General features: G+C 60.0%; 23 protein-coding genes. 16 read left to right on the plus strand and 7 right to left on the minus strand.

Annotated elements, in window-relative coordinates; translation table 11 throughout:
* The first annotated feature begins 69 nt into the window (after positions 1-69).
* From EGO55_RS16470 to EGO55_RS16485, 4 genes are all read left to right on the plus strand, one after another.
* On the plus strand, positions 70-1,530 hold the full coding sequence (locus EGO55_RS16470; protein ID WP_021688275.1) for a leucyl aminopeptidase: 1,461 nt from the start codon (positions 70-72) through the stop codon (positions 1,528-1,530).
* A gap of 28 nt (positions 1,531-1,558) precedes the next feature.
* Entirely contained in the window at positions 1,559-1,996 is a 438-nt protein-coding gene (locus EGO55_RS16475) for a DNA polymerase III subunit chi (protein ID WP_021688274.1), read from the plus strand.
* An 82-nt stretch (positions 1,997-2,078) separates the two neighbouring features.
* On the plus strand, positions 2,079-2,501 hold the full coding sequence (gene ndk / locus EGO55_RS16480) for a nucleoside-diphosphate kinase (RefSeq protein WP_021688273.1): 423 nt from the start codon (positions 2,079-2,081) through the stop codon (positions 2,499-2,501).
* A 96-nt stretch (positions 2,502-2,597) separates the two neighbouring features.
* On the plus strand, positions 2,598-2,849 hold the full coding sequence (locus tag EGO55_RS16485; RefSeq protein WP_021688272.1) for a hypothetical protein: 252 nt from the start codon (positions 2,598-2,600) through the stop codon (positions 2,847-2,849).
* Between the two features lie 27 nt (positions 2,850-2,876).
* On the opposite strand, the gene purN is transcribed toward EGO55_RS16485, so the two are convergent.
* Both purN and purM read right to left on the minus strand, forming a co-directional pair.
* On the minus strand, positions 2,877-3,842 hold the full coding sequence (gene purN, locus EGO55_RS16490) for a phosphoribosylglycinamide formyltransferase (protein ID WP_021688271.1): 966 nt from the start codon (positions 3,840-3,842) through the stop codon (positions 2,877-2,879).
* Positions 3,835-4,929 (minus strand): phosphoribosylformylglycinamidine cyclo-ligase, encoded by a 1,095-nt coding sequence (purM, locus tag EGO55_RS16495; protein WP_021688270.1) that lies wholly within the window; start codon positions 4,927-4,929, stop codon positions 3,835-3,837. Before purM ends, purN begins: the two co-directional genes overlap by 8 nt.
* 219 nt (positions 4,930-5,148) lie before the next feature.
* Between purM and EGO55_RS16500 the strand changes: the two genes are divergently transcribed.
* From EGO55_RS16500 to EGO55_RS16525, 6 genes are all read left to right on the plus strand, one after another.
* A complete protein-coding gene (locus tag EGO55_RS16500; protein WP_283234559.1) occupies positions 5,149-6,273 on the plus strand; it encodes a heavy-metal-associated domain-containing protein in 1,125 nt (374 codons plus the stop codon).
* Between the two features lie 34 nt (positions 6,274-6,307).
* A complete protein-coding gene (locus EGO55_RS16505) occupies positions 6,308-6,919 on the plus strand; it encodes a P-loop NTPase family protein (RefSeq protein WP_021688268.1) in 612 nt (203 codons plus the stop codon).
* A gap of 45 nt (positions 6,920-6,964) precedes the next feature.
* The gene (epsC, locus tag EGO55_RS16510; protein WP_021688267.1) at positions 6,965-7,669 is read left to right on the plus strand and encodes a serine O-acetyltransferase EpsC; all 705 of its coding nucleotides are present in this window, start codon (positions 6,965-6,967) and stop codon (positions 7,667-7,669) included.
* Positions 7,669-8,025, plus strand: coding sequence for a DUF2794 domain-containing protein (locus tag EGO55_RS16515; RefSeq protein WP_040714559.1), 357 nt, complete (start codon positions 7,669-7,671; stop codon positions 8,023-8,025). Before epsC ends, EGO55_RS16515 begins: the two co-directional genes overlap by 1 nt.
* 200 nt (positions 8,026-8,225) lie before the next feature.
* Positions 8,226-9,275 carry a substrate-binding domain-containing protein gene (locus EGO55_RS16520; RefSeq protein ID WP_040714556.1) on the plus strand — a complete coding sequence of 350 codons (1,050 nt, stop codon included), beginning with the start codon at positions 8,226-8,228 and terminating at the stop codon, positions 9,273-9,275.
* Between the two features lie 77 nt (positions 9,276-9,352).
* Positions 9,353-10,933 (plus strand): OprO/OprP family phosphate-selective porin, encoded by a 1,581-nt coding sequence (locus EGO55_RS16525; RefSeq protein WP_084619795.1) that lies wholly within the window; start codon positions 9,353-9,355, stop codon positions 10,931-10,933.
* A gap of 105 nt (positions 10,934-11,038) precedes the next feature.
* Here the strand turns inward: EGO55_RS16525 and EGO55_RS16530 are convergent, their stop codons facing one another.
* A complete protein-coding gene (locus EGO55_RS16530; RefSeq protein ID WP_021688263.1) occupies positions 11,039-11,719 on the minus strand; it encodes an HAD-IA family hydrolase in 681 nt (226 codons plus the stop codon).
* A gap of 79 nt (positions 11,720-11,798) precedes the next feature.
* Between EGO55_RS16530 and glmU the strand changes: the two genes are divergently transcribed.
* The 3 genes from glmU (at position 11,799) to EGO55_RS16545 (ending at position 17,499) form a co-directional block, all read left to right on the plus strand.
* On the plus strand, positions 11,799-13,163 hold the full coding sequence (gene glmU, locus EGO55_RS16535; RefSeq protein WP_021688262.1) for a bifunctional UDP-N-acetylglucosamine diphosphorylase/glucosamine-1-phosphate N-acetyltransferase GlmU: 1,365 nt from the start codon (positions 11,799-11,801) through the stop codon (positions 13,161-13,163).
* Positions 13,164-13,261: 98 nt separating this feature from the next.
* Positions 13,262-15,085, plus strand: coding sequence for a glutamine--fructose-6-phosphate transaminase (isomerizing) (gene glmS / locus EGO55_RS16540; RefSeq protein WP_021688261.1), 1,824 nt, complete (start codon positions 13,262-13,264; stop codon positions 15,083-15,085).
* 56 nt (positions 15,086-15,141) lie between these two features.
* Positions 15,142-17,499, plus strand: coding sequence for a putative bifunctional diguanylate cyclase/phosphodiesterase (locus EGO55_RS16545; RefSeq protein ID WP_021688260.1), 2,358 nt, complete (start codon positions 15,142-15,144; stop codon positions 17,497-17,499).
* Positions 17,500-17,541: 42 nt separating this feature from the next.
* Here EGO55_RS16545 and purQ read toward each other — a convergent pair whose 3' ends face one another.
* The 3 genes from purQ to purC all read right to left on the minus strand — a co-directional run bounded on the left by purQ (position 17,542) and on the right by purC (position 19,440).
* A complete protein-coding gene (gene purQ / locus EGO55_RS16550; RefSeq protein ID WP_021688259.1) occupies positions 17,542-18,222 on the minus strand; it encodes a phosphoribosylformylglycinamidine synthase subunit PurQ in 681 nt (226 codons plus the stop codon).
* On the minus strand, positions 18,219-18,455 hold the full coding sequence (gene purS, locus EGO55_RS16555) for a phosphoribosylformylglycinamidine synthase subunit PurS (RefSeq protein WP_040714721.1): 237 nt from the start codon (positions 18,453-18,455) through the stop codon (positions 18,219-18,221). The genes purQ and purS overlap by 4 nt, the downstream gene beginning before the upstream one ends.
* Positions 18,456-18,657: 202 nt before the next feature.
* Positions 18,658-19,440: a phosphoribosylaminoimidazolesuccinocarboxamide synthase gene (gene purC, locus EGO55_RS16560; RefSeq protein WP_021688257.1), complete on the minus strand. Its 783-nt coding sequence runs from the start codon at positions 19,438-19,440 to the stop codon at positions 18,658-18,660.
* Positions 19,441-19,672: 232 nt separating this feature from the next.
* On the opposite strand from purC, the gene EGO55_RS16565 reads away from it, so the two are divergent.
* Genes EGO55_RS16565 through EGO55_RS16575 form a run of 3 tightly spaced genes read left to right on the plus strand, consistent with a single transcriptional unit; the run spans position 19,673 to position 22,664 of the window.
* A complete protein-coding gene (locus tag EGO55_RS16565) occupies positions 19,673-20,800 on the plus strand; it encodes an 8-amino-7-oxononanoate synthase (RefSeq protein WP_210766557.1) in 1,128 nt (375 codons plus the stop codon).
* A complete protein-coding gene (gene bioD, locus EGO55_RS16570) occupies positions 20,797-21,405 on the plus strand; it encodes a dethiobiotin synthase (protein ID WP_021688255.1) in 609 nt (202 codons plus the stop codon). The genes EGO55_RS16565 and bioD overlap by 4 nt, the downstream gene beginning before the upstream one ends.
* On the plus strand, positions 21,402-22,664 hold the full coding sequence (locus EGO55_RS16575) for an adenosylmethionine--8-amino-7-oxononanoate transaminase (protein ID WP_021688254.1): 1,263 nt from the start codon (positions 21,402-21,404) through the stop codon (positions 22,662-22,664). Before bioD ends, EGO55_RS16575 begins: the two co-directional genes overlap by 4 nt.
* Here EGO55_RS16575 and EGO55_RS16580 read toward each other — a convergent pair.
* Complete coding sequence (locus tag EGO55_RS16580; RefSeq protein WP_021688253.1) at positions 22,657-24,126, minus strand: Ppx/GppA family phosphatase; 1,470 nt, start codon at positions 24,124-24,126, stop codon at positions 22,657-22,659. The two genes, EGO55_RS16575 and EGO55_RS16580, sit on opposite strands and share 8 nt — an antisense overlap.
* Positions 24,127-24,146 lie beyond the last annotated feature (20 nt).

Here is a 24,146-nt window from a genome sequence, read left to right on the forward strand (position 1 = left end):
TGCAACTTCAGTATCATCATCGGGACGGCCACCATGCCCGGATCGCCCCGTTCAGCCGCCGGAGCTTCCATGAAAGTCGAGTTCGCCAGCCAACCTGACAATTCCATTCGCCTCCAGGCCCGGATTGTCGATAAGGGCAAACTGCCTGCCGATCTTGAACCGGTCGTTCGCGCCGGTGCGGAAGCGGCCCGTTTCTCCGGAAAAGCCGCGCAGGTTTTCGAAACTTTTGTCGAGCGCGATGGCAAAGTTGTCCGGCTCGCTCTGGTCGGCGCGGGTGATCCCGGCGATGAAGGGCGCATTGGTGTGCTGGAACGGGCCGGGGCGGCGCTGGCGGCGAAATACCGCACATCGGGCGAAACGCGCCTTGCGCTCGATGTGGCGGACAGTGTCTCTACGCCGCAACAGGCGGTTGCGGTTCTTCTTGGGCTGCGGCTGCGGGGCTGGCGCCATGACGCCTATCGCACGACCTTGCCTGACGAACAAAAGCAGACGCTGGACAGTGTCTCGGTCAGCGGCGCGCCAGCAGGGACCGAAGCCGCGTGGAACGTGGAAGCCTGTATTGCGGAAGGCGTGGAATTTACCAAGCGTCTGGTGACCGAGCCTGCCAATGTCATTTACCCCGAAAGCTTCGTTGCGGCGTGCCGTGAACGGTTTGAAGGGACTGATGCCGAACTGACCGTGCTCGACGAAGCGGACATGAAAGCACTGGGTATGGGTGCGCTGCTGGGCGTGGCGCAGGGTTCGGCACGCCCGCCGCGCCTTCTCGCCATTCGCTGGAATGGCGGCAAGCCCGGGGAACCGCCCGTGGCCTTTGTGGGCAAGGGGGTTACCTTCGATACCGGCGGCATTTCGATCAAGCCGGCCGCAGGCATGGAAGATATGAAATGGGACATGGGCGGTGCGGGCGCGGTCGCTGGTACCATGCTGGCGCTGGTTCTGCGCCGCGCGAAAGCCAATATCGTGGGTGTTTGTGGACTCGTCGAGAATATGCCCGATGGTAACGCCCAGCGCCCTGGGGATGTGGTCGTCTCGATGTCCGGCAAGACAATCGAAGTTATCAATACCGATGCCGAAGGGCGCCTGGTTCTTTGCGATGCCCTGACCTGGACGCAGAAAACCTATTCGCCGAGCACGATTGTCGATCTTGCTACGCTGACCGGCGCCATCATCGTCTCGCTCGGTCATGAACATGCGGGCATGTTTACCAACAATGACAATCTTGCCGCGAAACTGGATGCCGCTGGCAAGGCGACGGGTGACAAGCTGTGGCGTTTCCCGCTGGGTCCGGCTTACGACAAGATGATCGACAGCCCGATTGCCGATATGAAGAATGTCGGCCCCCGTTATGGCGGATCGATCACGGCCGCACAGTTCCTGCAACGGTACATCGAGAATGACACCCCCTGGGCGCACCTCGACATTGCGGGGACAGTCTGGACGGACAAGCCTGGGGCGACCTGGGATCGTGGGGCGTCCGGCTTCGGGGTGCGCCTGCTGGACCGCTATGTGCGCGATAACTGCGAAAGCTGAGGGGCCATAGCCGGAAAGTAGCTTCGCGATGCGTGTCGATTTTTACCAGCTCAGTCGCGATCCGGTGGAACTGGTCGTTCCCCTGATCGCCCGGGCAACGCGCGCCGCCGGGGAGCGTCTGCTGGTCGTCAGCGATGATGACGCTGCGCTGGAACGGATCGATACCGCGCTTTGGGAACGCCTGCCCGAAGCGTTTCTCGCCCATGGCCGCGCCGGGCAACCCCATGCGGCGCGGCAGCCGGTGCTTTTGTCCGAAACACCGGAAGCGGGCAACGGCGCGGGCTTTATTGCCTTGGCCGATGGCAAATGGCGCGATGAAGCGGCTGCTTTTGCGCGCGTATTCCTGCTGTTTGGCGATGGCGAACTGGACGGTGCACGGGCCTGCTGGCGTATGCTGGGTGGTATGGATGGGGTGGAACGCAAGTTCTGGAAACAGGACGGCGGGAAATGGCGCGAAGGGCCGTAACGGGTCCCTTCTTGCGGTGCCGTTTAATCCGGGCTAGGGCGCGCGCGATTTCATCTACAGCATAGCTTGCAAGGAACGCATCATGGCGGTCACCCGCACCTTTTCGATCATTAAACCCGACGCAACCCGCCGCAATCTGACCGGTGGCGTTACCAAGATGCTGGAAGAAGCGGGCCTGCGCGTCGTCGCTTCGAAGCGCATCCAGATGTCGCAGGAACAGGCTGAAGGCTTCTACGCCGTTCACAAGGAACGCCCTTTCTTCGGCGATCTGGTCAGCTTCATGACCAGCGGGCCGGTCGTGGTGCAGGTGCTCGAAGGCGAAGATGCCGTGAAGCGTAACCGCGACGTGATGGGCGCAACCAATCCGGCAGATGCCGCCGAAGGCACCATCCGCAAGACTTTCGCAGAATCGATCGAAGCGAACTCGGTCCATGGTTCGGACAGCGATGAGAACGCGGCCATTGAAATCGCGTTCTTCTTCAAGCCGGAAGAAATCGTCGGCTGACATGGTTCGCCATGGCAAAAAAGGGGCTGCCGGGATGACCGGCGGCCCTTTTTGTTTGTACCGATCGCCTGTATCCAGATCGCCAAGGAGATGATGATGCAGGGAATGGGTGAACAGGGCGAAGCGTGCCCGTTTGAATTCAATTTTGATCCCACGACATTCAAGGTTGGGGATATGGTCAGCTATCGTGTGAGTGGCGGACTGGACGGGTTCCCGTTTGTGGGAACGCTGGCCGAAGTGCATGACGATTATGTCATGATTGCCCCGGGTGATCCGACGCAGCCAGACGCTGTCTACCGTGCGACGCGGGAAAGCCGCCCCTTGGTGGACGAAACGGAAATTCAGTAACTCGCTGAAATACGCAAAAGGGCGGAGTCAGAACGCGTCCGCCGCATCCATCAGCGCGGTGAGTTTCTTCGGGGCGACGGCGCGCCAGCTGCGCGTCAGCCAGTCGCCAATTGCACTCCAGTCGGTGTCGCCAAGATCCAGCCGGATAGCGATCCAGCCGTCACCGAAATATGCGGGGCGATAATAGCGCGCGGCATCCCGTTCGATCAGCATGGCCTGTTCGTCTGCGCCGCTGATCTTGACCAGCAGGGCCACTTTCCCATCGCCGTGATGATCGCTGGAGACATAGGCAAACTTCTTGCCGCCCACGATCCCGAAACACGGCATTCCGTGAGAGACGACCTCGTCCGCCTCAGGCAAGGCCATTGCCTGTTCACGAACCTGCTGCGTCAGCCACGCCGGATCGCATTCGCGCGAAACCAGTGCCGCCAGACAGCGGGAATAGAGCTGATGTTCCGCAATTAACACGCGGGCAGCGAGGCTGGCGGCTGTGTCATCCGGGAGAATGGCGACCGGGGACTGCCCCAGAATCGGCCCATCGTCGAGGTCGGCGGTGACCAGATGCACAGTGCACCCGCCGTGGCTGTCACCTGCCTCGATCGCGCGTTCATGCGTGTGAAGTCCCCGATATTTCGGGAGTAGCGAGGGATGGATGTTGACCATCCTGTCCGCCCACCCGGCGACGAAATCGGGCGTAAGAATGCGCATGTATCCGGCAAGCGCGACATATTCGGCACCGCTGGCACGGATTGCCGCATCCATTGCCTTGTCATGCGCTGCACGTTCCATGCCTTTGTGAGAGAGGGCGAATGTCGGAACGCCTTCCGCTTTGGCAAGCCGCAGTCCGCCAGCGGATGGATCGTTGCTGGCAACCAGCACGATCTCGTAAGGGCAATCAGGCTGGCGGCTGGCATAGAGCAGCGCGGCCATATTGGTGCCACTGCCTGAAATCAGCGCGGCAACTCTGGCTTTTGCTGCCCCGCTGTCAGGCATCGTGGCGCGCATCCCAATCGGCTTTCGCGCTCCAGCTGCCTGCTTTGCCACGCACTGTGCAACCGCGCTGTCCCGACATGATTTCGCCAATCTGGTGGACGGTTTCGCCCGCGTTCACCAGTTCTGCGGTGACTTCCGCGACCAGTTCGGGGCGAATAGCCAGAACCATGCCGATCCCGCAATTGAATGTCCGGGCCATTTCTTCGGGTTCGATATTCCCCTGCGCCTGCAGGAAGGCCATCAGGCGGGGCTGGGGCCAACTGTCCACGTCGATCACGGCGTGTGCTCCTTCGGGCAAGGCACGCGGGATGTTCTCCAGCAGGCCACCGCCGGTAATGTGGGCCAGCGCGTCAACCTTCCCGCTGCGGATAACGGGCAGCAGGCTTTTCACATAAATGCGCGTGGGTTCGATCAACGCGTCGATCAGCAGAACGTCCTGATCGAACAGGGCCGGGCGATCAAGCTTCCACGCCTTGTCCGCCGCCAGCCTGCGCACCAGCGAGTACCCATTGGAATGAACGCCGGAACTGCCAAGGCCCAAAAGGATATGGCCGGGGGCAACCCGATCTCCCGTCAATTGTTCGCCACGTTCGACCGCGCCGACACAGAATCCAGCCAGATCATAATCGCCGGCGGCATACATCCCCGGCATTTCGGCGGTTTCGCCCCCGATAAGGGCGCATCCGGAAATCCGGCAGCCTTCGGCGATACCGGCGATGACACGTTCCGCAACGCCATTGTCGAGCTTTCCGGTGGCGAAATAATCCAGGAAGAACAATGGTTCAGCGCCCTGCACGATCAGATCGTTGACGCACATGGCGACAAGATCGATCCCGATTCTGTCATGCCGATCATAATCAATCGCCAATTTGACCTTGGTTCCGACACCATCATTGGCCGCCACCAGCAGCGGATCGTTGTACCCCGCTGCCTTGGGGTCGAAGAAGCCGCCAAAGCCCCCGATTTCTGCGTCCGCACCCGGGCGAGCGGTCGCTTTGACGAGTGGCCCGATGGCTTTTACCAGGGCGTTTCCGGCGGCAATCGATACGCCCGCTTTGGCGTAGCTGTAGGATGTCTCATCGCTCATCTGGCGCGCCTAACGCTTTCCGGCTTGGAAATCCAAGCTTGTTTGGGCAAAAGGCCTTCAGTTTTCCCCATGGCCCATTCCATCAGCACCCCTTTCTTCGCCCAAAGTCGCCGGCCAATCATCTGGATTGGGCTGGCTGCACTCGCAATTCTGCTGGTTTTTGCGGCGCGTGAGGCGCTTTTTGCGCAAGTTGAGGGCGATCGTGGGATCGCACCTGTGATGAATTCGGGCGATATCTCTGTTGGTGGCATTGAGGTCGATGTGCGCGGCAAAAATGCCGAAGAAGCGCGCGAGAACGGCTGGAAAATGGCGCAGAAGCTCGGGTGGAAGAAGCTCGGCGGCCCGGACATGAGTGATTCGCAGATCGATTCGATGGTTGCTGCCATCGTGGTCGAGAAGGAACAGATCGGGCCGCACCGCTATCTCGCAACTCTGGGCGTTGTGTTCGATCGGACTCGTGCCGGCGCCCTTCTGGGCGAGGGCGGGCCGCTGGCGCGATCCGCGCCGATGCTGCTGATTCCCGTGCTCGATTCGGGCGGTGCGGAAACGGTATTTGAGGTTCGCAACCCTTGGCAGAAGGCCTGGGCGGAATACCAGACAGGGGCAAGCGCGATCGATTATGTCCGCCCTTCGGGCGCGGGTGGTGATTCGCTCTTGCTGACTTACGGGCAGACCGGGCGTCGCAGCCGCCTTTGGTGGACTAATATTCTGGATCAGTTTTCTGCTGCTGATGTGCTGATGGCGATTGCGCGGGTGGAGCGGCAGTGGCCGGGTGGCCCCGTGAAGGGGCACTTTACCGCGCGTTTCGGTCCTGACAGCCGCTATCTCGACAGCTTTACGCTCAATGCCCCGAACGAAGCCGGGGTTCCGGCCATGCTGCAAACCGCGCTTGGACGGTTCGATGCGATTTATACTGAGGCGCTAAAGAACGGGTTGCTGCAACCGGACCCGACATTGCGCGCCCAACGGCTCGAAATCGATCCGGTTCTTGCGGCTCTGATCGATGCGGGACGTAAGGCCCAGGCCGCGAGTCTCGCACCTGTTGATGCCGTTTCTGTCGCCGTGCCGACCCCCACCGTTGCGACACCTGCTGCGCCGACGAAACCGGTGGCAAGCTTTACGGTGCAGTTTGCGTCCCCCGATGGCGGGGCTGTTGATTCCGCGCTTGGATCGGTGCGCGGCACGGGCGGTGTCCAGAGCGCGGCGACGACCAGCATTGCCATCGGCGGCGTGTCGGTGATGCGCGTGAACTATGCTGGCAGCCTAAGCGAACTGGCATCTGCCTTGCGCGCGCGTGGCTGGCAGGTGACCGAAGGGCAGAGCGCCCTGAGTATTCGCCGATAGGGCGTGCCGTCGGGGCACGTTCCGAGAGCCTGTTATGAGCCAGTTTGCCCTGCCATTGCGGCCTGGACCGGAAAGCCGCGCCGGACGGATCGTGCTTGGCTCGGCGAACCAGCATGTCGTTGAAGCGCTGACATCCCCGGAATCCTGGCCATTCCGCACAGCCGTGCTTGCCGGGCCGCCCCGGTCGGGCAAGTCGTTGATGGCCCGCTGGTTTGTCGAACAGGGGCTGGGGGATGCGATCGACGATGCCGATTGCATGGACGAAACCGAAGTGTTTCACCGCTGGAATCGTGCGCAGGAAAGCGGAACGCCTCTTTTGCTGGTTTCCCGTGGTGCGGGTTGGGAAATCACCTTGCCGGATTTGCGTTCCCGCATCGGAGCGGCTCTGCATCTGGTCATGGGCGCCCCTGATGATGACATGGTTGCGGCGCTGATTTCAGCGCACGCCGAACAATGCGGCCTTGCACTGGGCGAAGGCGCGCTTACCTATCTCACGCCTCGGGTGGAACGGAGCTTTTCCGGGATAGAGCGATTGGTCGCCGCGATCGATCGGATCAGTTTGGAGCGTAAGCAACCGGCAACGCAGGCAATCTGGCGCGATGCGCTGGAGGCCGTGCAAGGTGCGGAGCAGCCTCGGCTGTTCTAGCCTTGCTTGCTTTGGTCGTCTTTTGGTGAGAGAATCGCAGGCCTGATGTTCAATAATCTCGTCGAATATCTGGACTCGATCCGCGCACGCGATCCGGCACCGCGTTCGCGTTGGGAGATTCTCCTTTATCCGGGCGTTCTCGCTCTTGCCATGCACCGGGTGTCGCATTGGCTCTATGATGGCGGCCTCTATTTTCTTGCGCGTATGGTGAATCATTTCTCCCGTGCGCTGACAGCGATCGATATCCATCCCGGCGCCACAATCGGCAGGCATCTGTTTATCGATCACGGATTTGTCACGATCGGGGAAACCGCCGAAATCGGTGACAATGTCACGATCTATCCCTGTGTCACGCTGGGCGGGACGAACCCGGCCAACGGGATTGCCGGCAAACGTCATCCGACTTTGCGCAATGACGTGATCGTAGGATCGGGCGCGCAGATACTCGGGCCGATCGTGATTGGTGAACGGGCGCGTATCGGGGCCAATGCCGTGGTGACGGACGACGTGCCCGAAGGCGCGACAATGGTTGGCTTCAAGGCCCGGTCCACACTCGTTTCGGTGGAACAGTGGCTGCGCGAATTTGTCCCCTATGGCACACCGTGCAAGGAGCCGTGCGAACCGGCAGATGCCAATCGTATTGACGAACTGGAACAGCAATTGGCCATGCTGAAGGCCGATCTCGATGCTCTTCGTGCTGCGAGCAAGGCCGAGGCGGGTAGCGTCCGGCGCACAGAGGCGAATGGCTGATGGGGCCTAGGCGGGCTGGACCATCTGTGATTGCCTTTCCCGGTCGTATGCCGTTGCAGATCGGGTTTGAGCGGATCGAACTCAACCGCATTCTCGATCTTTATGGGCGCATGGTCGCTGCAGGTCAGTGGCGTGATTACGCCATGGATTTCGAGAAGGATGCGGCGCTGTTTTCCGCATTCCGGCGTTCGGCGGAACGGCCTGAGGTGCGCATTGAAAAGCGCCCGGCTTTGCACGCGCGTCAGGGGATGTGGACTCTCTTTGGCGAAGCAGGGCAGGTGTTGAAGCGCGGCCATGAATTGCCCGGTGTGTTGGCGCCAATCGAACGGCGTTTGCTCAAGATTGTAGAGGATTGAGCACTTTCCGGCCAAGGCGAATATCAACGCAATACGCATTTATCGCATCGAGTAAAACTATCTAGTTTGTTGAATAATTTTACTTTCCTTCAATTGTGACAGTCGCTGTCACAATACCGTCACTGTACTGTCATTCGCGATGCCTAGGGCGCTCGACATCGTCTCCGAGGGGGAGGCGACTCGAATGCAATGGGTGCAGAATGAATACCTCATTGAAAAAGTTGCTGATCGCAGCGACGGTATTTTCGGTAGCAGCAGGGGCGACGGCAGCGGAGGCGCAGACGCGCCGTAACATCCGAGTGGTTGGCTCGTCGACGGTTTATCCGTTCACCAAGGCTGTTGCCGAACGTTTCGCCGCATCCAACCAGAACGTGCCCACGCCGATCGTGGAATCCACCGGCACGGGCGGTGGGGCAAAGCTGTTTTGCGCAGGGATCGGTGCACAGCATCCCGATATTCTCAACGCATCCCGGCGTCTCAAGGCTTCCGAATTCAAGACCTGTGCTGCCAACGGCGTGACGCAGATCACGGAAATTCAGGTTGGTCTTGATGGCCTGTCATTGGCCGAAGCAAAGAATGGCAAGCTGACCAATATTGGCCTGAAGGATCTGTACATGGCCATTGCGGCGACGCCTTTCGGCAAGCCCAATAAGGCAAAGACCTGGAAAGACGTGAACGCCAGCCTGCCCGCTATTCCGATCCAGGTATATGGTCCGCCATCGACCAGCGGCACCCGCTCTTCGCTGGAAGACCTGTTCATGGAGCCGGTCTGCGCGAAGAATCCGGCCATTGCCGCGCTGAAGAAGACAGATGAAAATAAGTATAACCGCATCTGCAAGGGCATCCGCACGGATGGTGCCTTCATCGATGCGGGGGAAAACGACAACCTGATCGTGCGCAAGCTCGCAGCCAACCCGAATGCGGTGGGCCTGTTCGGCTACAGCTATCTTGAAGAAAATCTCGACAAGCTGAAGGGTGTGTCCGTTGCCGGTGTGCAGCCGAGCTACCAGACGATCAGTTCGTTCCAGTATCCCGGTGCGCGCGCGCTCTACATCTATGTGAAGAACGCACACGTGAAAGCCATTCCGGGCGTGCGCCAGTTCGTAGCCGAATATGTCAAGGAATCCACGTTCGGCCCGAATGGCTATCTAAAGTCGCATGGTCTGGTTGCCTCGCCGACCGCTGCTCGTCAGCGCGCGGCAAAGATGGCGACCTCGCTGACGCCGATGACGGCTGCGAATCTCAAGTAACGCTGGATGGAAGGGTGGCCGTGCCTTTGGCCGGACACCCTGCATCCCCAAACAACGACAAATCACAGGGTGATATCATGAGAACATCCCTCCTTAAGTCCGCGCTTCTGGCTTCGGCCATGCTGGCTTTTCCGATTGCAGCGCACGCGCAGGACAAGGAAGCCGAACCCCCGGCAGACGCCTTGTCGCCGGACGATCCGAGCCTTCAGTCGGTAAGCACCAGCGAAGCCAGCATTTCATCGACGGAAGCGCAACTCTCAGTCCTGCAGGCACAGATCGAAGCCCTGCAGGCGCAGGTCGATGACATGAAAAAGGTCCAGGCCAAGAATGCGCCGTCTTGGAAGGGCGCGCCGCAGTTTGCCGATGCCGATGAAGGCTGGTCCTTCAAGGTGCGTGGGCGCATGATGCTCGACACGGCCTACCAGAGCACGCCGGACAATCTCAATTCGCGCGATTTCGGTTTTAACTCGCGCATCCGCCGTATCCGTATCGGCGTCGAAGGCTCGCTGCCGGGCAACTTCGGTTACAAGGCTGAAGTCGACTATGCGAACTCCAGCGTCGGTTTCGGCGATGTGGTGCTGAGCTGGAACCCCAACAAGGGGCCGTTGACGCTGACCGCGGGTAACCAGGAATCGCTCGACGGCATGGAGCAGATGACCAGTTCGCGTTGGTCGTCGTTCATTGAACGTGCGCAAGTGAACGATGCTTTCGGCAACACTCGCCGTTTGGGTATGACTGTCGGTTACAAGAGCAAGGACAACTTGTTCCGTATCGATGGCGGTCTGTTTGTTGCCCACTCGATCGACTCTTCGCTCGACAATCGGGGCTGGATTGGCGCGGCGCGTGCAACCTATACACCTTTCGTCGGTTCGGGCTTCGTCCACCTTGGCCTGAACTACCAGCACCGCGAATTCCAGGCCAACAACGGCTCCACGGCATTGACGGCCGGCACGGGGTCGCCCTCAGCTGGACAACTCGTCCGCTACCGGGCCCGTCCGTTCCTGCAGACCACCAGTCAGCGTTTTGTCGATACCGGCAATTTCGCGGCCAAGGGTGACGATATCTTCGGTGCGGAAGCCTATGGTGTGTTCGGCCCGCTGCACTTCGGTGGTGAAGCGCAGTACGCCAAGGTCCGCAGCTATCGTGCTGGCGATGTGCTCGCCGGTCAGGACCAGTTTGCCAGCGTTTCCCAAGTGGTTTCCGACGGCAATCCGTCGTTCTGGGGTGGCCACTTCGAAATCGGTTACTTCCTGACGGGTGAAACCCGCGGTTATAAGAATGGCCTGTGGGATCGCACCAAAGTGCTCAAGCCGATGGGCAAGGGCGGTTCAGGTGCATTCCAGATTCTGGGTCGCGTCGACTATCTCAACATGAACAGCTCGAAATTGCAGCGTGGCTGTACCAACAACTTTAACACGGGCGTATGTACGCCGCTCAGCGCAACATCCGGCTTCGGCAAGGGTGGTTCGCAGACCGGCTATCTGCTGGGCGTGACCTGGATTCCGAACGATTACGTGCGTTTCCTGCTGAACTACATCCACACCGAAGTTGAGGGTGGGCCTTTCGCGGGTACGGTTAAGCCGGGTTCCACCAGCACGGTCAACAAGCGCAGCTATTCGACAGATGCCGTGGCATTGCGAGCACAGTTCGACTTCTAATCCTCCTACTCCCCTGAAGACCGAACTGAACTGGCCCCGCTTCGGCGGGGCCTTTTTTGTCGTTGGGCGGGATGCTGCGCTGCGGATTGGCGCGGATACCCGTTCTTAGAGACGGGTAAGGGCGGGCACCAGTTCGTCGAAATGGCTGATGATCGCGGTGGCACCAAGTTCGTCCGCAGGGCGATCGTTGAGGCCGAAATCCACGGCGATGCAGGGGATTTCGGCGGCCTGCGCGGCGCCCACATCAATGGTGGTATCCCCTACGAAGGCCGCTTTGCCCCCTCCGCAGCGATTGATCATTTCAAGGATCGGCTCGGGCGCTGGCTTTGCCTTGCCGGGACCCATGGTGTCCCCACCGATCACAGTTGCAAAGCGGTCGAGCAATCCCAGCTGTTCGAGCAGGGAGCGACCGAGATTCTCGAACTTGTTGGTCACCACGGCAATCTGGCATCCCCGTGCGGCAAGATCATCCAGCATGGCGATGCAGCCCGGATAGAGGCGCGTGTGAACCGCCAGATTGGACTGATAGAAGCTCAGGAGTTCCTTGTAAGCCGGGCGAAAGCGGGTCTCGTCCAGTTCCCCGTCGATCATCAGGGCTTGTTCCAGCATGCGACGCACCCCGCGACCGATGAAAGGGCGAATGCCTTCCAGCGGAATCGGGTCGCGCCCGGCGAAAGCAAGGGCATGATTCAACGCCACGCAAAGATCCTGCGAGGAGTCGACAAGAGTGCCATCGAGATCGAAGCCGATGATGTCGAACGGGAATTTGGGGCCAACCGTGTTCATGCGGCGGGCAACTGCCTGCCGATTGTGGAAACTGCAAGCGTTTGCTGGCATCGGGCAATGCAAATGCTAGGATCACACCATGAATAATATCGCCGCTATCATTCTCGCCGCGGGCAAGGGAACCCGCATGAAAAGCGACACGCACAAAGTGCTGCATCCGGTCGCGGGGCGCCCGATGCTGTTGCACCTTATGGATGCGGTCGACGCGCTCCGGCCTGCAGCCAAGGTCGTGGTGGTTGGCGACAAGGCCGAACAGCTCGAAAAGGCATTGGGTAGCAGTGCCACATTGGTGCGGCAGGAACCGCAATTGGGCACCGGGCACGCTGTGCAGCAGGCCCAAGAGGCGCTGGCGGACTTTTCGGGCGATGTCCTCATCCTTTATGGCGATGTGCCGTTCGTGCCCACGGCAACGATGCAGGCCATGGTGGACAGGCTCAATGCCGAGGATGCCCCCGCAGTCGTCGTACTGACGTTCGAGCCGGATGATACGCAGGCCTATGGGCGGGTTATCTGTTCCGAAGAGGGGGCAGGCGATCGTATTGTCAAAATGGTTGAACACAAGGACGCGAGCGAGGCTGAACGCGCGTGCCGTCGTTGCAATTCAGGGCTCATGGCGGTGAAGGCCAGGGATCTGTTCGCACTGCTTGAACGGGTGACGAACGACAATGCGGCAGGTGAGTATTATCTGCCCGATATCGTCAATCTGGCCAATCAGGATGGCCGTCATTCGGCCGTTGTCGGTACGGACCCCTTCGATGTGTCTGGGATCAACAGCCGCGCGGAACTCGCCGTCATGGAACAGGCATGGCAGCGGCGCCGCCGGGATCGCGCCATGGCCGATGGCGTCAGCCTGATCGCACCGGAAACCGTCTGGTTTAGCTGGGATACCGAGCTGGGCCGCGATGTGACGGTGGAACAGAATGTCGTGTTTGCCCCCGGCGTAAAGGTGGCTGATAACGTGCGGATTCGCGCGTTTTCCCATCTGGAAGGGGCAACTTTGGCCTCGGGCGTGGAAGTGGGGCCTTACGCCCGTCTGCGCCCCGGCGCGGTGCTCGACGAAGGGGCGAAGGTCGGCAATTTCGTGGAAATGAAGAAGGCCCATCTCGGCAAGGGTGCGAAAGCCAATCACCTGACCTATCTTGGCGATGCCGAGGTCGGGGCCGGGGCAAATATCGGCGCTGGTACGATTACCTGCAATTATGACGGGTATTTCAAACACAAGACCATAATCGGCGAGCGGGCCTTCATCGGGTCCAACAGCGCATTGATCGCTCCGCTGAAAATCGGTGCCGATGCGATCGTCGCAGCGGGCAGCGCGGTAACACGCGATGTCGATGCGGGGGAACTGCGCATGGTGCGCGCGGATCAATTGGTCAAACCGGGCTGGGCAGACAGGTTTCATGATGCCATGAAAAAGAAGAAAGCGACGGAGAAGGGCGGTTGATCGCTCTCACCTTGTTGCCTGACAGAACCGACGATACGAGCTCGCAATCAATTTACGGTTACCTTCCCCCCATCGGTTATTGAGGAAAACGCCAGTCTATGTGCGGAATTATCGGCATTGTCGGCCATGAAGAAGTCGCGGATCGTCTGGTCGATGGCCTGAAACGGATGGAGTATCGCGGTTATGATTCCGCGGGAGTCTGCACCTTGTCGGACAATCAACTGATCCGGCGCCGGGCCGAAGGCAAGCTTGCCAATCTGGTCAAGGAACTGGCCGGAAATCCCGCGCACGGCACGGTCGGTATCGCACACACCCGCTGGGCAACTCACGGGGCGCCGACCACCAGCAACGCGCATCCCCATGCCACGGGCGAAGTGGCGCTGGTGCATAACGGCATTATCGAGAACTTCCGTGCGCTGCGCGAAGAACTTGTGGCGCGTGGGCGGGTTTTCGAGAGCGAAACCGACACGGAAGTGGTGGCGCACCTGGTATCCGAACAGGTCGAGGCCGGTAATAGCCCCGAGGATGCCGTGCGGGCCGTATTACCGCGTTTGCGGGGGGCATTCGCGCTCGCCATCGCGTTTCGCCAGCATCCCGATTTATTGATCGGCGCGCGCCTCGGTTCGCCTCTGGTTGTGGGCTATGGCGACGGTGAAACCTATCTCGGTTCCGATGCTCTGGCATTGGCCCCGTTGACCCAGAAGATATCCTATCTGGAAGAAGGGGACTGGGTGGTCCTCACGCGTGATGGCGCGCGTGTCTACGACAGCCACAATAACCCCGTGACCCGCGAAGTGACGACCTCGGGCGCATCGGCAGCGGCGATCGAGAAGGGCAATTATCGCCACTTCATGCAGAAGGAGATTTTCGAGCAGCCGGTGGTCGTCGCGCAGACACTGCGTTCCTACATTCGCCAGCTCGAACGGCAGATTGCCTTGCCGCAGATCGATTTCGATCTTTCGAATATCAACCGCGTGACGATCGTGGCCTGCGGCACATCCTATTATGCCGGTATGGTGGCAAAGTACTGGTTTGAACAGTTTGCCCGGGTGCCGGTCGATATCGATGTGGCGAGCGAGTTCCGCTATCGCGAACCGGTTCTGGAAAAGGGCGGTCTGGCCCTGTTTATTTCCCAATCCGGCGAGACCGCCGACACATTGGCGGCCTTGCGGCACTGCAAGGAAGAAGGGCAGACGATCGCGGTCGTGGTCAATGTGCCGACCAGTTCGATGGCACGCGAAGCGGATTTGCTTCTGCCGACCCATGCCGGGCCGGAAATCGGGGTGGCGTCGACCAAGGCCTTTACCTGTCAGCTTGCCGTTTTGGCGGCTTTGGCGGCCCATCTCGCGGTATCGCGCGGGCGCATGGATGCCGATGAGGAAGCCAGTGTTGTCGATCATCTGTTGCAAGCGCCAGCAGCATTGAATGCAGCGCTCGCGCATGACGAGGAGATTGCGGCGATGGCGCATCTTGTCTCCCCGGCGCGCGATGTGCTTTATCTCGGGCGAGGTCCCGATTATCCCCTGGCATTGGAAGGGGCGCTCAAGCTCAAGGAAATCAGCTACATTCACGCCGAAGGCTATGCCTCTGGGGAAATGAAGCATGGTCCCATCGCGCTAATCGATGAAGCCGTGCCGGTTATTGTGCTGGCGCCGTCTGGGCCCCTGTTCGAAAAGACCGTCTCCAACATGCAGGAAGTGCGCGCGCGGGGCGGCAAGGTGGTGCTGATATCGGATGCGGCGGGGATTGCCGAAGCGGGAGAGGGGTGCATGGCGACAATCGAAATGCCCCGGGTTCATCCGTTGATTGCGCCGCTGGTCTATGCGGTGCCGGTACAGTTGCTGGCTTATCATGTCGCTGTAGCCAAAGGTACGGATGTGGATCAGCCGCGCAATCTCGCGAAATCGGTTACCGTGGAATAAGCGCAATTCTGTAATCGTTTACAGCATGGCAACCATTGTCCCCATAATGCGGGGATGTGTCGATCTACCGATCCGAATCGCAAACGCACCCTGCGGATTTGCCGCTGAGGCTGTTGCTCGGCTTCGGTGGACGGATTGATGCGAACTGGGGCCGGTTCCGCAGCCAGCAGGTTGCGCATCTCGTTCAGGCGGCGTTTGGCCGATCGTTGCTGCACCTGGCTGCGAGCCTCGCGATTGTCGCAATGTTCGCTGATATTCTTCCTGCCTGGGCTTTGCTGGGCTGGATGGCCGCCGTGCTGGCGGCAATCTACGTCAACTTTCGGACGGACAGGTGTCTGGCCGATCTCGAACGCCACCCTGTCGGTAAGCGTGATTTTCAACACCACCTGATTTTTTCCGCGTTGCTTGCCGCGTTGTGGGCCGTCCCAATGGCCATTTTTACGCAGTTCGCGCCTACAGAGGAAGCATTCGCCGTCTGGGGTGTGTTGGCCTTGCTGATGACGGGGGCGGCGTTGTGGCAGGCCCCTGTTCCGCTTGGGGCGATCCTGTTCATCGGTATAACCGGCGGGTCGGTCATGCTCGCACTGGGGCAGCGCGGCGAATATCTGATGGTTGCCATCGTGGCGATCTTCATACTCGTCGCGGTTGCCGGCACTATCAATGGCGCACGCAACTATCTGATGGCGTGTATTGCCGAAGAAGGTGTTGCCGAGAAAAACGAAGTCGTGTCGCTGCTGCTGCGTGAGTTCGAGGAAAGCGAGGCGGACTGGTTGTGGCAGACGGACAGCCTGCGTCGGGTGCGTTCGGTCAGCCCGCGTTTTGCCTACGCCCTGGGTCAGGATGCCGATGCCGTCGAAGGGTCGCCATTTCTCAAGCTGATCGCGGGATCAAGCTGGGAAACCGGGCAATTCCAGCCAAGCCTGCATGATCTGGCTGAACGGATGAAGCGGCAGGAAAGCTTTTCCAACATCATTGTCAGGGTCGACATCGGCGGCCAGCAGAAATGGTGGGAACTGTCCGGCACGCCAAAGCTTGATGATACGGGCAAGTTCATCGGGTTCCGGGGTGTGGGATCGGATGTTACCGAACAGCGGGAATCGTCCGACAAGATCGCTTATCTTGCGCGCTACGACACCCTGACCGGCCTTCCCAATCGCATGATGCTGATGGAAGCACTGGGCGATGCGATGAAGTACGCCGATCAGTGGAAAAGCCGATGCGCGTTCATGATGATCGATCTTGATCGCTTCAAACAGATCAATGACTCACTCGGCCATCAGATTGGGGACAGATTGCTGGCGCAAGTCGCCGAACGTCTGAAAAGCGTGATCAGCAGCAATGAACTGTGCGGCCGTCTGGGGGGCGATGAATTTGCCATCGTGGTGCGTGATGCATCCGACAAGGTGCGCGTGGATGGCGTTGCACAATCGGTGATCACGCTGTTGTCGCAGCCATACGAGGTGGACAATCACACACTCTACGTCGGCTCCAGTGTCGGATCGGCAACCGGACCGCGAGACGGGGTGACAGTCGAGACGTTGATGCGCAATGCGGACCTGGCGCTTTATCGTGCCAAGGATGCCGGGCGGGGGTGTCACGTCGCGTTCGAGCATTCCTTGCATCAGGATGCGGAAGAACGCCGCAAACTGGAGCTGTCGTTGCGCCATGCGCTGGAACGGAACGAATTGTCGCTGAATTATCAGCCCGTGGTTGATGCGCAAAGCGAAGATGTTGTGAGCTTCGAGGCTTTGCTTCGCTGGATCAGTCCGGAGCATGGATCGATCAGTCCGGCCAAATTCATTCCGCTTGCGGAAGAAACACGTCTGATCGTGCCGATTGGTGAATGGGTCTTACGCGAGGCCTGCAAGGAGGCAATGCGTTGGCCTGATCATATCAAAGTGGCAGTCAACGTATCGGGCGAGCAATTGTTGGGCAGCCATTTTGCATCGACAGTGGTCAGCGCCCTGTCTTCGAGCGGGCTGGACCCCCGGCGCCTCGAAATCGAGGTGACGGAAAGTATCTTTCTTCGCGATGACGTGATGGCCCGCGCGACGCTGGAAGAAATCATTGCCCTGGGTTGCAGTATCGCGCTGGATGACTTCGGAACCGGCTATTCTTCGCTTGGTTATCTGAGGAAGCTGCGTTTTTCGACGATCAAGGTCGATCGCAGTTTCGTGCAGGGTGCCGCCAAGGGTAACGTGGAATGTCTTGCGATCATTCGGGCCGTTGTCGCCATGGCGAGCAGTCTTGATATGTCGACAACAGCCGAAGGCGTGGAAAACGGCCTTGAAGCCCAGCTGATCCGCGAACTGGGATGCAAAAAAATACAGGGGTACCATTTCGGCAGGCCTATGGCTGCCGAAGATGTGCAGTGCCTGTTTCCGATCAGAGCGGCCGACTGTTCCCTCGCCTGATCGGCGCGCGGTGCAGCGATGCCAGCGCGGCCTGATGCGGGATCAGGCCGCTATCAGGCTGCGAATCGCGCTTTCGAACAGCACACGCCCATCCGATCCGCCGTGTGCGGATTCGATGGCGCGTTCGGGATGCGGCATCATGCCCAGCACGTTGCCGGCCTTGTTCAGCACGCCAGCAATGTCGCGGGCCGAACCGTTGACCTGTTCGGCGTAGCGGAAAGCCACGCGGCCTTCGCCTTCAATCCGATCCAGCGTTTGACTGTCAGCGAAATAGTTGCCGTCGTGGTGCGCGACGGGAATGGCCACGATTTGTCCAGTCTCGTAACCTGCGGTGAACAGGGACTGGCTGTTTTCCACCTTGAGCGCCACTGTGCGGCAGATGAAATTCTGGCTGGCATTGCGCATGAGCGCGCCGGGAAGCAGGCCCGCTTCGGTAAGAACCTGAAAGCCGTTGCATACCCCGAGAACGGGCACGCCACGGCCCGCGGCATCCACCACGGCCTGCATGATCGGACTGCGCGCGGCCATCGCGCCGGAACGCAGATAATCGCCGTAGGAAAATCCGCCGGGCAGAGCGATGAAGTCGAGACCTTCGGGCAGGCTGGCATCGCCGTGCCAGACGCGCAGGGCCGGGGTGCCCGACACCTGTTCCAGCGCCACGGCCATATCCCGGTCGCAATTGGAACCGGGGAAGGTGATGACTGCGGAGCGGAAACTGCTCACGCCGCGACCTTTTCGATCCGGTAGTTTTCAATCACCATATTGGCGAGCAGCTTGCGGCACATCTCGTCCAGCGCTTCGTCGCTTACGCCGTTATCGACGTCGAGTTCGATCAGGCGGCCAGCCCGGACATCGTTGACACCGGAAAAGCCGAGCCCTTCCAGAGCATGATGGATCGCGCGGCCTTGCGGGTCGAGCACACCGTTCTTCAGGCTGACGTGGACGCGGACTTTCATGGGCATAGGGCCTTATTTTCGCGGAATGGGAATCGCAGCGAGCCTATGCCTTCAGGCGCGGTGCAGGGCAAGTGCGCGCGGCGAAATAGGTTTGTTCAGAGGAGATCGCCCCCAAGGGCTTGCCAATGAGATGCAGGCACCACCGGGGCGACAAAACTGTGCCCCGGAGGTGCCAGATCCATACCGGTTGCGGGCAGAAGCCTTACTTCTTGCCGCGCAGTTTGCGGTGGACGTTGAGGTCCAGCACTTCGCTCGGACCGTCGCTTTCGAGCAGACCCAGGCGTCGTGCAACTTCCTGATAGGCTTCTTCTTCGCCGCCCAGATCGCGACGGAAGCGGTCTTTGTCGAGCTTTTCGCCTGTCATCATGTCCCACAGGCGGCAGCCATCGGGGCTGATTTCGTCCGCCAGTATGACGCGGGAAAAATCGCCGTCCCAGATGCGGCCGAATTCGAGCTTGAAATCGACAAGGCGAATATTGATCGCTGCGAACATCCCGCAAAGGAAGTCGTTGATACGGATCGCCATCGCGGAAATGTCCTGCATTTCCTCGTTGCTGGCATAACCGAAACAGGCGATGTGCTCTTCCGCGATCAGGGGATCGCCCAGCGCATCGTCCTTGTAATAGTATTCCAGCAGGGTGTGGGGCAGCGGTTCGCCCTCTTCCAGACCAAGGCGGGTGCAGATCGATCCCGCCGCAACATTGCGCACGACGACTTCGATCGGCACGATTTCGACCTGCCGCACCAGTTGCTCGCGCATGTTGAGGCGGCGGATGAAGTGAGTCGGAATGCCGATGTGGCTCAGGCGGGTGAACACATACTCGCTGATGCGGTTGTTGATCACACCTTTGCCGTTGATCGTGCCCTTCTTCTGGGCGTTGAACGCGGTGGCATCATCCTTGAAATACTGGATGATCGTGCCCGGTTCGGGGCCTTCATAGAGAATCTTGGCTTTGCCTTCGTAAATTTGCCGGCGACGCGACATGGGCTTGCCCTTTTCATGTGAAAAAACAAGAGCGCCCCGGCAGACGAAGCAGGTTGGCTTCGACAGGGCCGGGGCGCTTGCGCGCCTCATAGTATGAAAGTCAACCAAACGCAATTGCGTGACGTAGGGCCTTCAAACATGGCGGTTCGCCGTGCGTGAAACGCGCGTCGTTCCCGATGCGCATGCGTGATGCGCGGTTGAATGATGGGCGCGCATGGGGCAAAGCGCGCGCATGTCCGGTCCATTTGCAGACCATGAAGCCGACCTTGCCGCTCTGGCGGAAAAGGCGCGGTTACGGTCCTTGCGTCCACGCGAAGGCGTGGATTTCGCTTCTAACGACTATCTCGGCCTAGCCGGTGATGCCCGTCTGAAACGCGCCATAGTGAATGCGCTGGAGCGGGGTGTGCCTGTGGGATCAGGCGGTTCGCGCCTCCTTCGCGGGAATCATGAAGAACACGAGGCGCTCGAGCGGGAAGCCGCGCAGTTCCTGGGCAGCGCCACTGCGCTCTACTTTGCTAACGGTTATGGTGCCAATTCCGCGCTGGTGGCGACCTTGCCACAGAAGGGCGATCTGGTTGTCTATGACCGGCTGATCCATGCCAGTATGCACGAAGGCCTTCGCCTGACCCGGGCTGACCGGGCCGTGGCTGAACACAATGATGTGCAGAGCTTCGCAGATGCGATCGCCCGCTGGCGTGGCAAAGGCGGGCTGGGTCGCCCGTGGATTGCGGTGGAAAGCCTCTATTCCATGGATGGCGATATGGCGCCGCTGGATGGGTTGATGGCACTTGCCGATGCGCATGAAGGGGTGCTGCTGGTGGATGAAGCGCATGCCGGTGGCGTGTACGGCGAACACGGCCGGGGGCTCGCGGGGCATTTGCAGGGGCGGGAAAACCTCATTACCTTACATACATGTGGCAAAGCCTTCGGGTGCGAGGGGGCTCTCGTGGCAGGTGCACGGGTGGTGACCGATTATCTCGTAAACCGTGCGCGGGGCTTCATTTTTTCCACTGCGCCAAGTCCCCTGATGGCCGCAGCGATACGAGAAGCGTTGCGTATATGCATTGATGAGCCGGAGCGAAGAGATAGGCTTAAGAGTCTTGTTTCTTATGCGGAAAATTATCTTTCAGCGTTTGGTGTGTCTGCGCGCGGTTCGCAGATTATTCCAATCATCATAGGCGATGACGCCCGGACCATGGCGATTGCGCAGGCGCTGCAGGAGGCCGGGTTCGATATTCGTGGGATACGCCCACCGACGGTTCCAGTGGGGACATCGCGGCTGCGTCTGTCGCTGACATTGAATGTGACTGAGAAAAACATTGATGATCTATCAGATCATGTCGCCAGGGTGCTAAAATGAACGGATTTTCTGTAACCGGAACGGATACTGATGTCGGCAAGACGGTGTTTAGTGCCGCGCTCGCCGGGTATCTGGATGGCTGGTACTGGAAACCCGTTCAGGCAGGCATTGCCGACGGCACAGATGCCGAGCGGGTTGCCGCGCTTTCGGGGTTGCCGCGCGATCGTATCCTGCCCGAAGCCTATCGCCTGACAACCCCTTGTTCGCCCCACAGGGCGGCGCAGATCGATGGTGTAACGATTGCGGATGGGCCGCTTGCGCTACCGAAAAATCGTCCCCTGGTGGTGGAAGGCGCGGGCGGGGCGCTGGTGCCTTTGCGCGATGACCTGACCGTGGCGGACCAGATGGCGCGTTGGGGGTTACCTGCAATTGTTGTCGCGCGTACGACGCTGGGGACGATCAACCATACGCTGATGACGATCGAGGTGCTGAAGGCCCGTGGCGTGGCGGTTCATGGCGTCGCCTTTGTTGGTGAAGGGAACGCGGACAGCGAGGCCACGATTTGCCGAATAGGCGGGGTACGGCACCTCGGGCGCCTGCCGATCATAAATCCTATTGATCAACATAGTCTTAGGCGGTCTTTTGCGGAAAGAATCGAGCTTTGACGCAGTCCCCGATCTGGCACCCGTTCACGCAGCATGGGCTGGGCGAGCCTGTCCCTACGGTTTCCCATGCCGTGGGTGCAGCGCTCTATACCAAGGATAATCGTCGCATTATCGATGCGATTTCCAGTTGGTGGGTTACGACGCATGGCCATTGTCACCCCCGGCTCATGGCGGCAATCCGGAACCAGACGGAACATCTCGATCAGCTGATTTTCGCGGGATGGACGCATGAACCGGCCGAAGCCGTGGCGCGCGGCCTGACGGCAATCATGCCGCCCGCTCTGACAAGGGTATTTTTCTCCGATTCCGGTTCCACCTGCGTGGAAGTCGCGCTGAAAATGGCGCTGGGCTATTGGGCCAATCGTGGGGAGCCGCGCAGCCGTATTGTGGTGATGGAAAGCTCCTATCATGGCGATACGATCGGCACGATGTCGGTGGGCGCGCGCGGTGTGTTCACGGCGGCCTATGCACCACTTCTGTTTGATGTGGGCCGCATTCCTTTTCCGTCCGATCCGCAGGCAACGCTGGACGCCCTTGAGGCGCAGTGCCGGGCAGGAGCTGCAGCGTTCATTGTCGAACCGCTTGTTCTAGGCTCTGGCGGCATGCGCATATACTCGCATGATATTTTAACAAAAATGCACGAAATATGTGTGCGTTATGGCGTTCTCTTTATAGCTGATGAAGTTATGACCGGGTGGGGACGGACGGGTACGCTGCTGGCCTGCGAACAGGCCGGGGTGGTGCCGGATCTACTTTGCCTTTCAAAGGGGCTGACCGGTGGATCGTTGCCGCTGGCGGTTACGATGGCGAGCGAAGCGATCTGGGATGCGCACTATTCCACCGATCGGGCGCGTACCTTTTTCCATTCCTCCAGCTATACGGCCAATGCCATCGCCTGCGCAGCGGCCGCGGAAAATCTGGCGATCTGGCGCGAAGAGCCGGTTCTCGATAGCGTCGCTGCGCTGGCTGCGCGGCAGGACCGCCAGCTTGCAGGATTGAAAGGCCATCCCGCCATCCACGATATCCGCCGCTGCGGGACGATCACCGCTATGGAACTGGGTGGAGGCGACGCCGCCTACCTTTCCAATCTCGGGCCGGGATTGCTGGCCCATTTTCGTGAACGCGATGTGTTGCTGCGCCCGCTCGGCAACACGGTTTATGTCATGCCACCTTATTGTGTGGAGCCTGACGATCTCGATACGATCTATGCGGCGATCCGCTCAGCCGCGGATGCGGTCGCATCGGGAGCAATCAGGTAATTGCGGCGCTTTCTGTCACGAGAATACGGCTTACCGGTTTCATTCCCAGCACTTGCGCCAATGCCTTGAGATCTTTCTCAGCCGCTGAGGTGTACAGCGTGGCCACGGATTCCCGCAGGGATAACACCAGTTCTCCGTTCTCCACAGTGAGCGCGCTTTGCGTCAGCGCATCGGTGGTGCCGCCGCTGAACCGGCGTGCCAGCCGGATTGCTAATCCCCAGATCCGCCCCGCAAGCAATTGTCTGGAGGAAGCGATGCGTTCCAGCTGCGGAAAGACGGCTTCATGCCCGGCATTGGTGCAGGCTGCGGCTGCAATCATGGCCCTGCCTTCACCGTCGATACCGACCCACCGCTTGCGCAATGCCCATTCGACCGATTCTTCCGCACGCAAATTCGGTTCCATGCGGTTTGCCGCCAGCGAAAGCATGGTCGCTGCGAGACGGAGCCGATCGTGCCCTTCTTCGTGGGGGATGGAGGCATGGGATGTCCATTGTGCAATTGTGTCAGCAAATCCGCGCGGGCATCCCAGTTGTTCTGCGAAAGTCGTCACGCCAGCCAGCAGAGGGTCCAGCGCTTGCTGGGCAGGTGAAAGCTGCCTGTACAGCAGGCCTTCGCGCAAGCCCCATGACGAAAAAACGATGCGTTCGGGCTGAAGGTCGGTGATCAGCGCCGCCAGAAGAGCCGCCGCATCGGGCAACATGGCAAGTCGTGAGGCCGATACCATGGGGATCGACGTCGAAAGTTTGCCCCGGTCGATGACTTGGCAAAGGTTCAGGGCCTCATCGGCGGACATCGAAAAGCCATGCGGATCGTCAAACGGCCAGTCGAGCGCATGCATCGCATAATGGGCGAGCGCACGATGAGACCCGCCTACGAGATAGAGCGGGAGCCCGGCGCTGCCTGTCCAGTCGGCCGCCTCCAACATCTTGTGAACCCGGCGGGTAAATCGCACGCTGCCCTCTGAGCGCAGTTGCGGCAGGCGCAATGTCCCCAGCGGCAGACTGGTTCCATGGGTGCAGTTGGTGCCTTCAATGTCCACCAGTTCGAGGCTGCCGCCGCCAAGATCGGCGACAATACCGCACGCACCGGGGAAAGCTGCGGTAACCCCCGTGGCGCTGGTGATGGCTTCTTCTTCACCGGACAGCAGACGGACATCCAATCCCAGTGCACGCACCGCCGCCAGAAATTCCGGACCATTTTCCGCGTCGCGGGAAGCGGCGGTGGCAACAGCATCGACATGTTCGACACGGCGCAGGCGCAGGATGGTCGCATAGCGAGCGAGCGCAGCCAGGGCCGCCTGCATCGATTTGTCCGATAGGCGTCCGTTCTCGGCCACGCCTTTGCCGAGGCGTGCGGTGACTTTTTCGTTGAGAAGAATCGTCGGGGCACGCGGAGGTCCGCCAAAAATGACGAGGCGAACCGTGTTCGATCCGATATCTATGACTGCGCGTTCTGCGTTCATTGTACGTTGTTCGTCCGGTC

It is taken from the genome of Caenibius tardaugens NBRC 16725, from assembly GCF_003860345.1.
In the GTDB taxonomy this organism is placed as follows: Bacteria; Pseudomonadota; Alphaproteobacteria; order Sphingomonadales; family Sphingomonadaceae; genus Caenibius; species Caenibius tardaugens.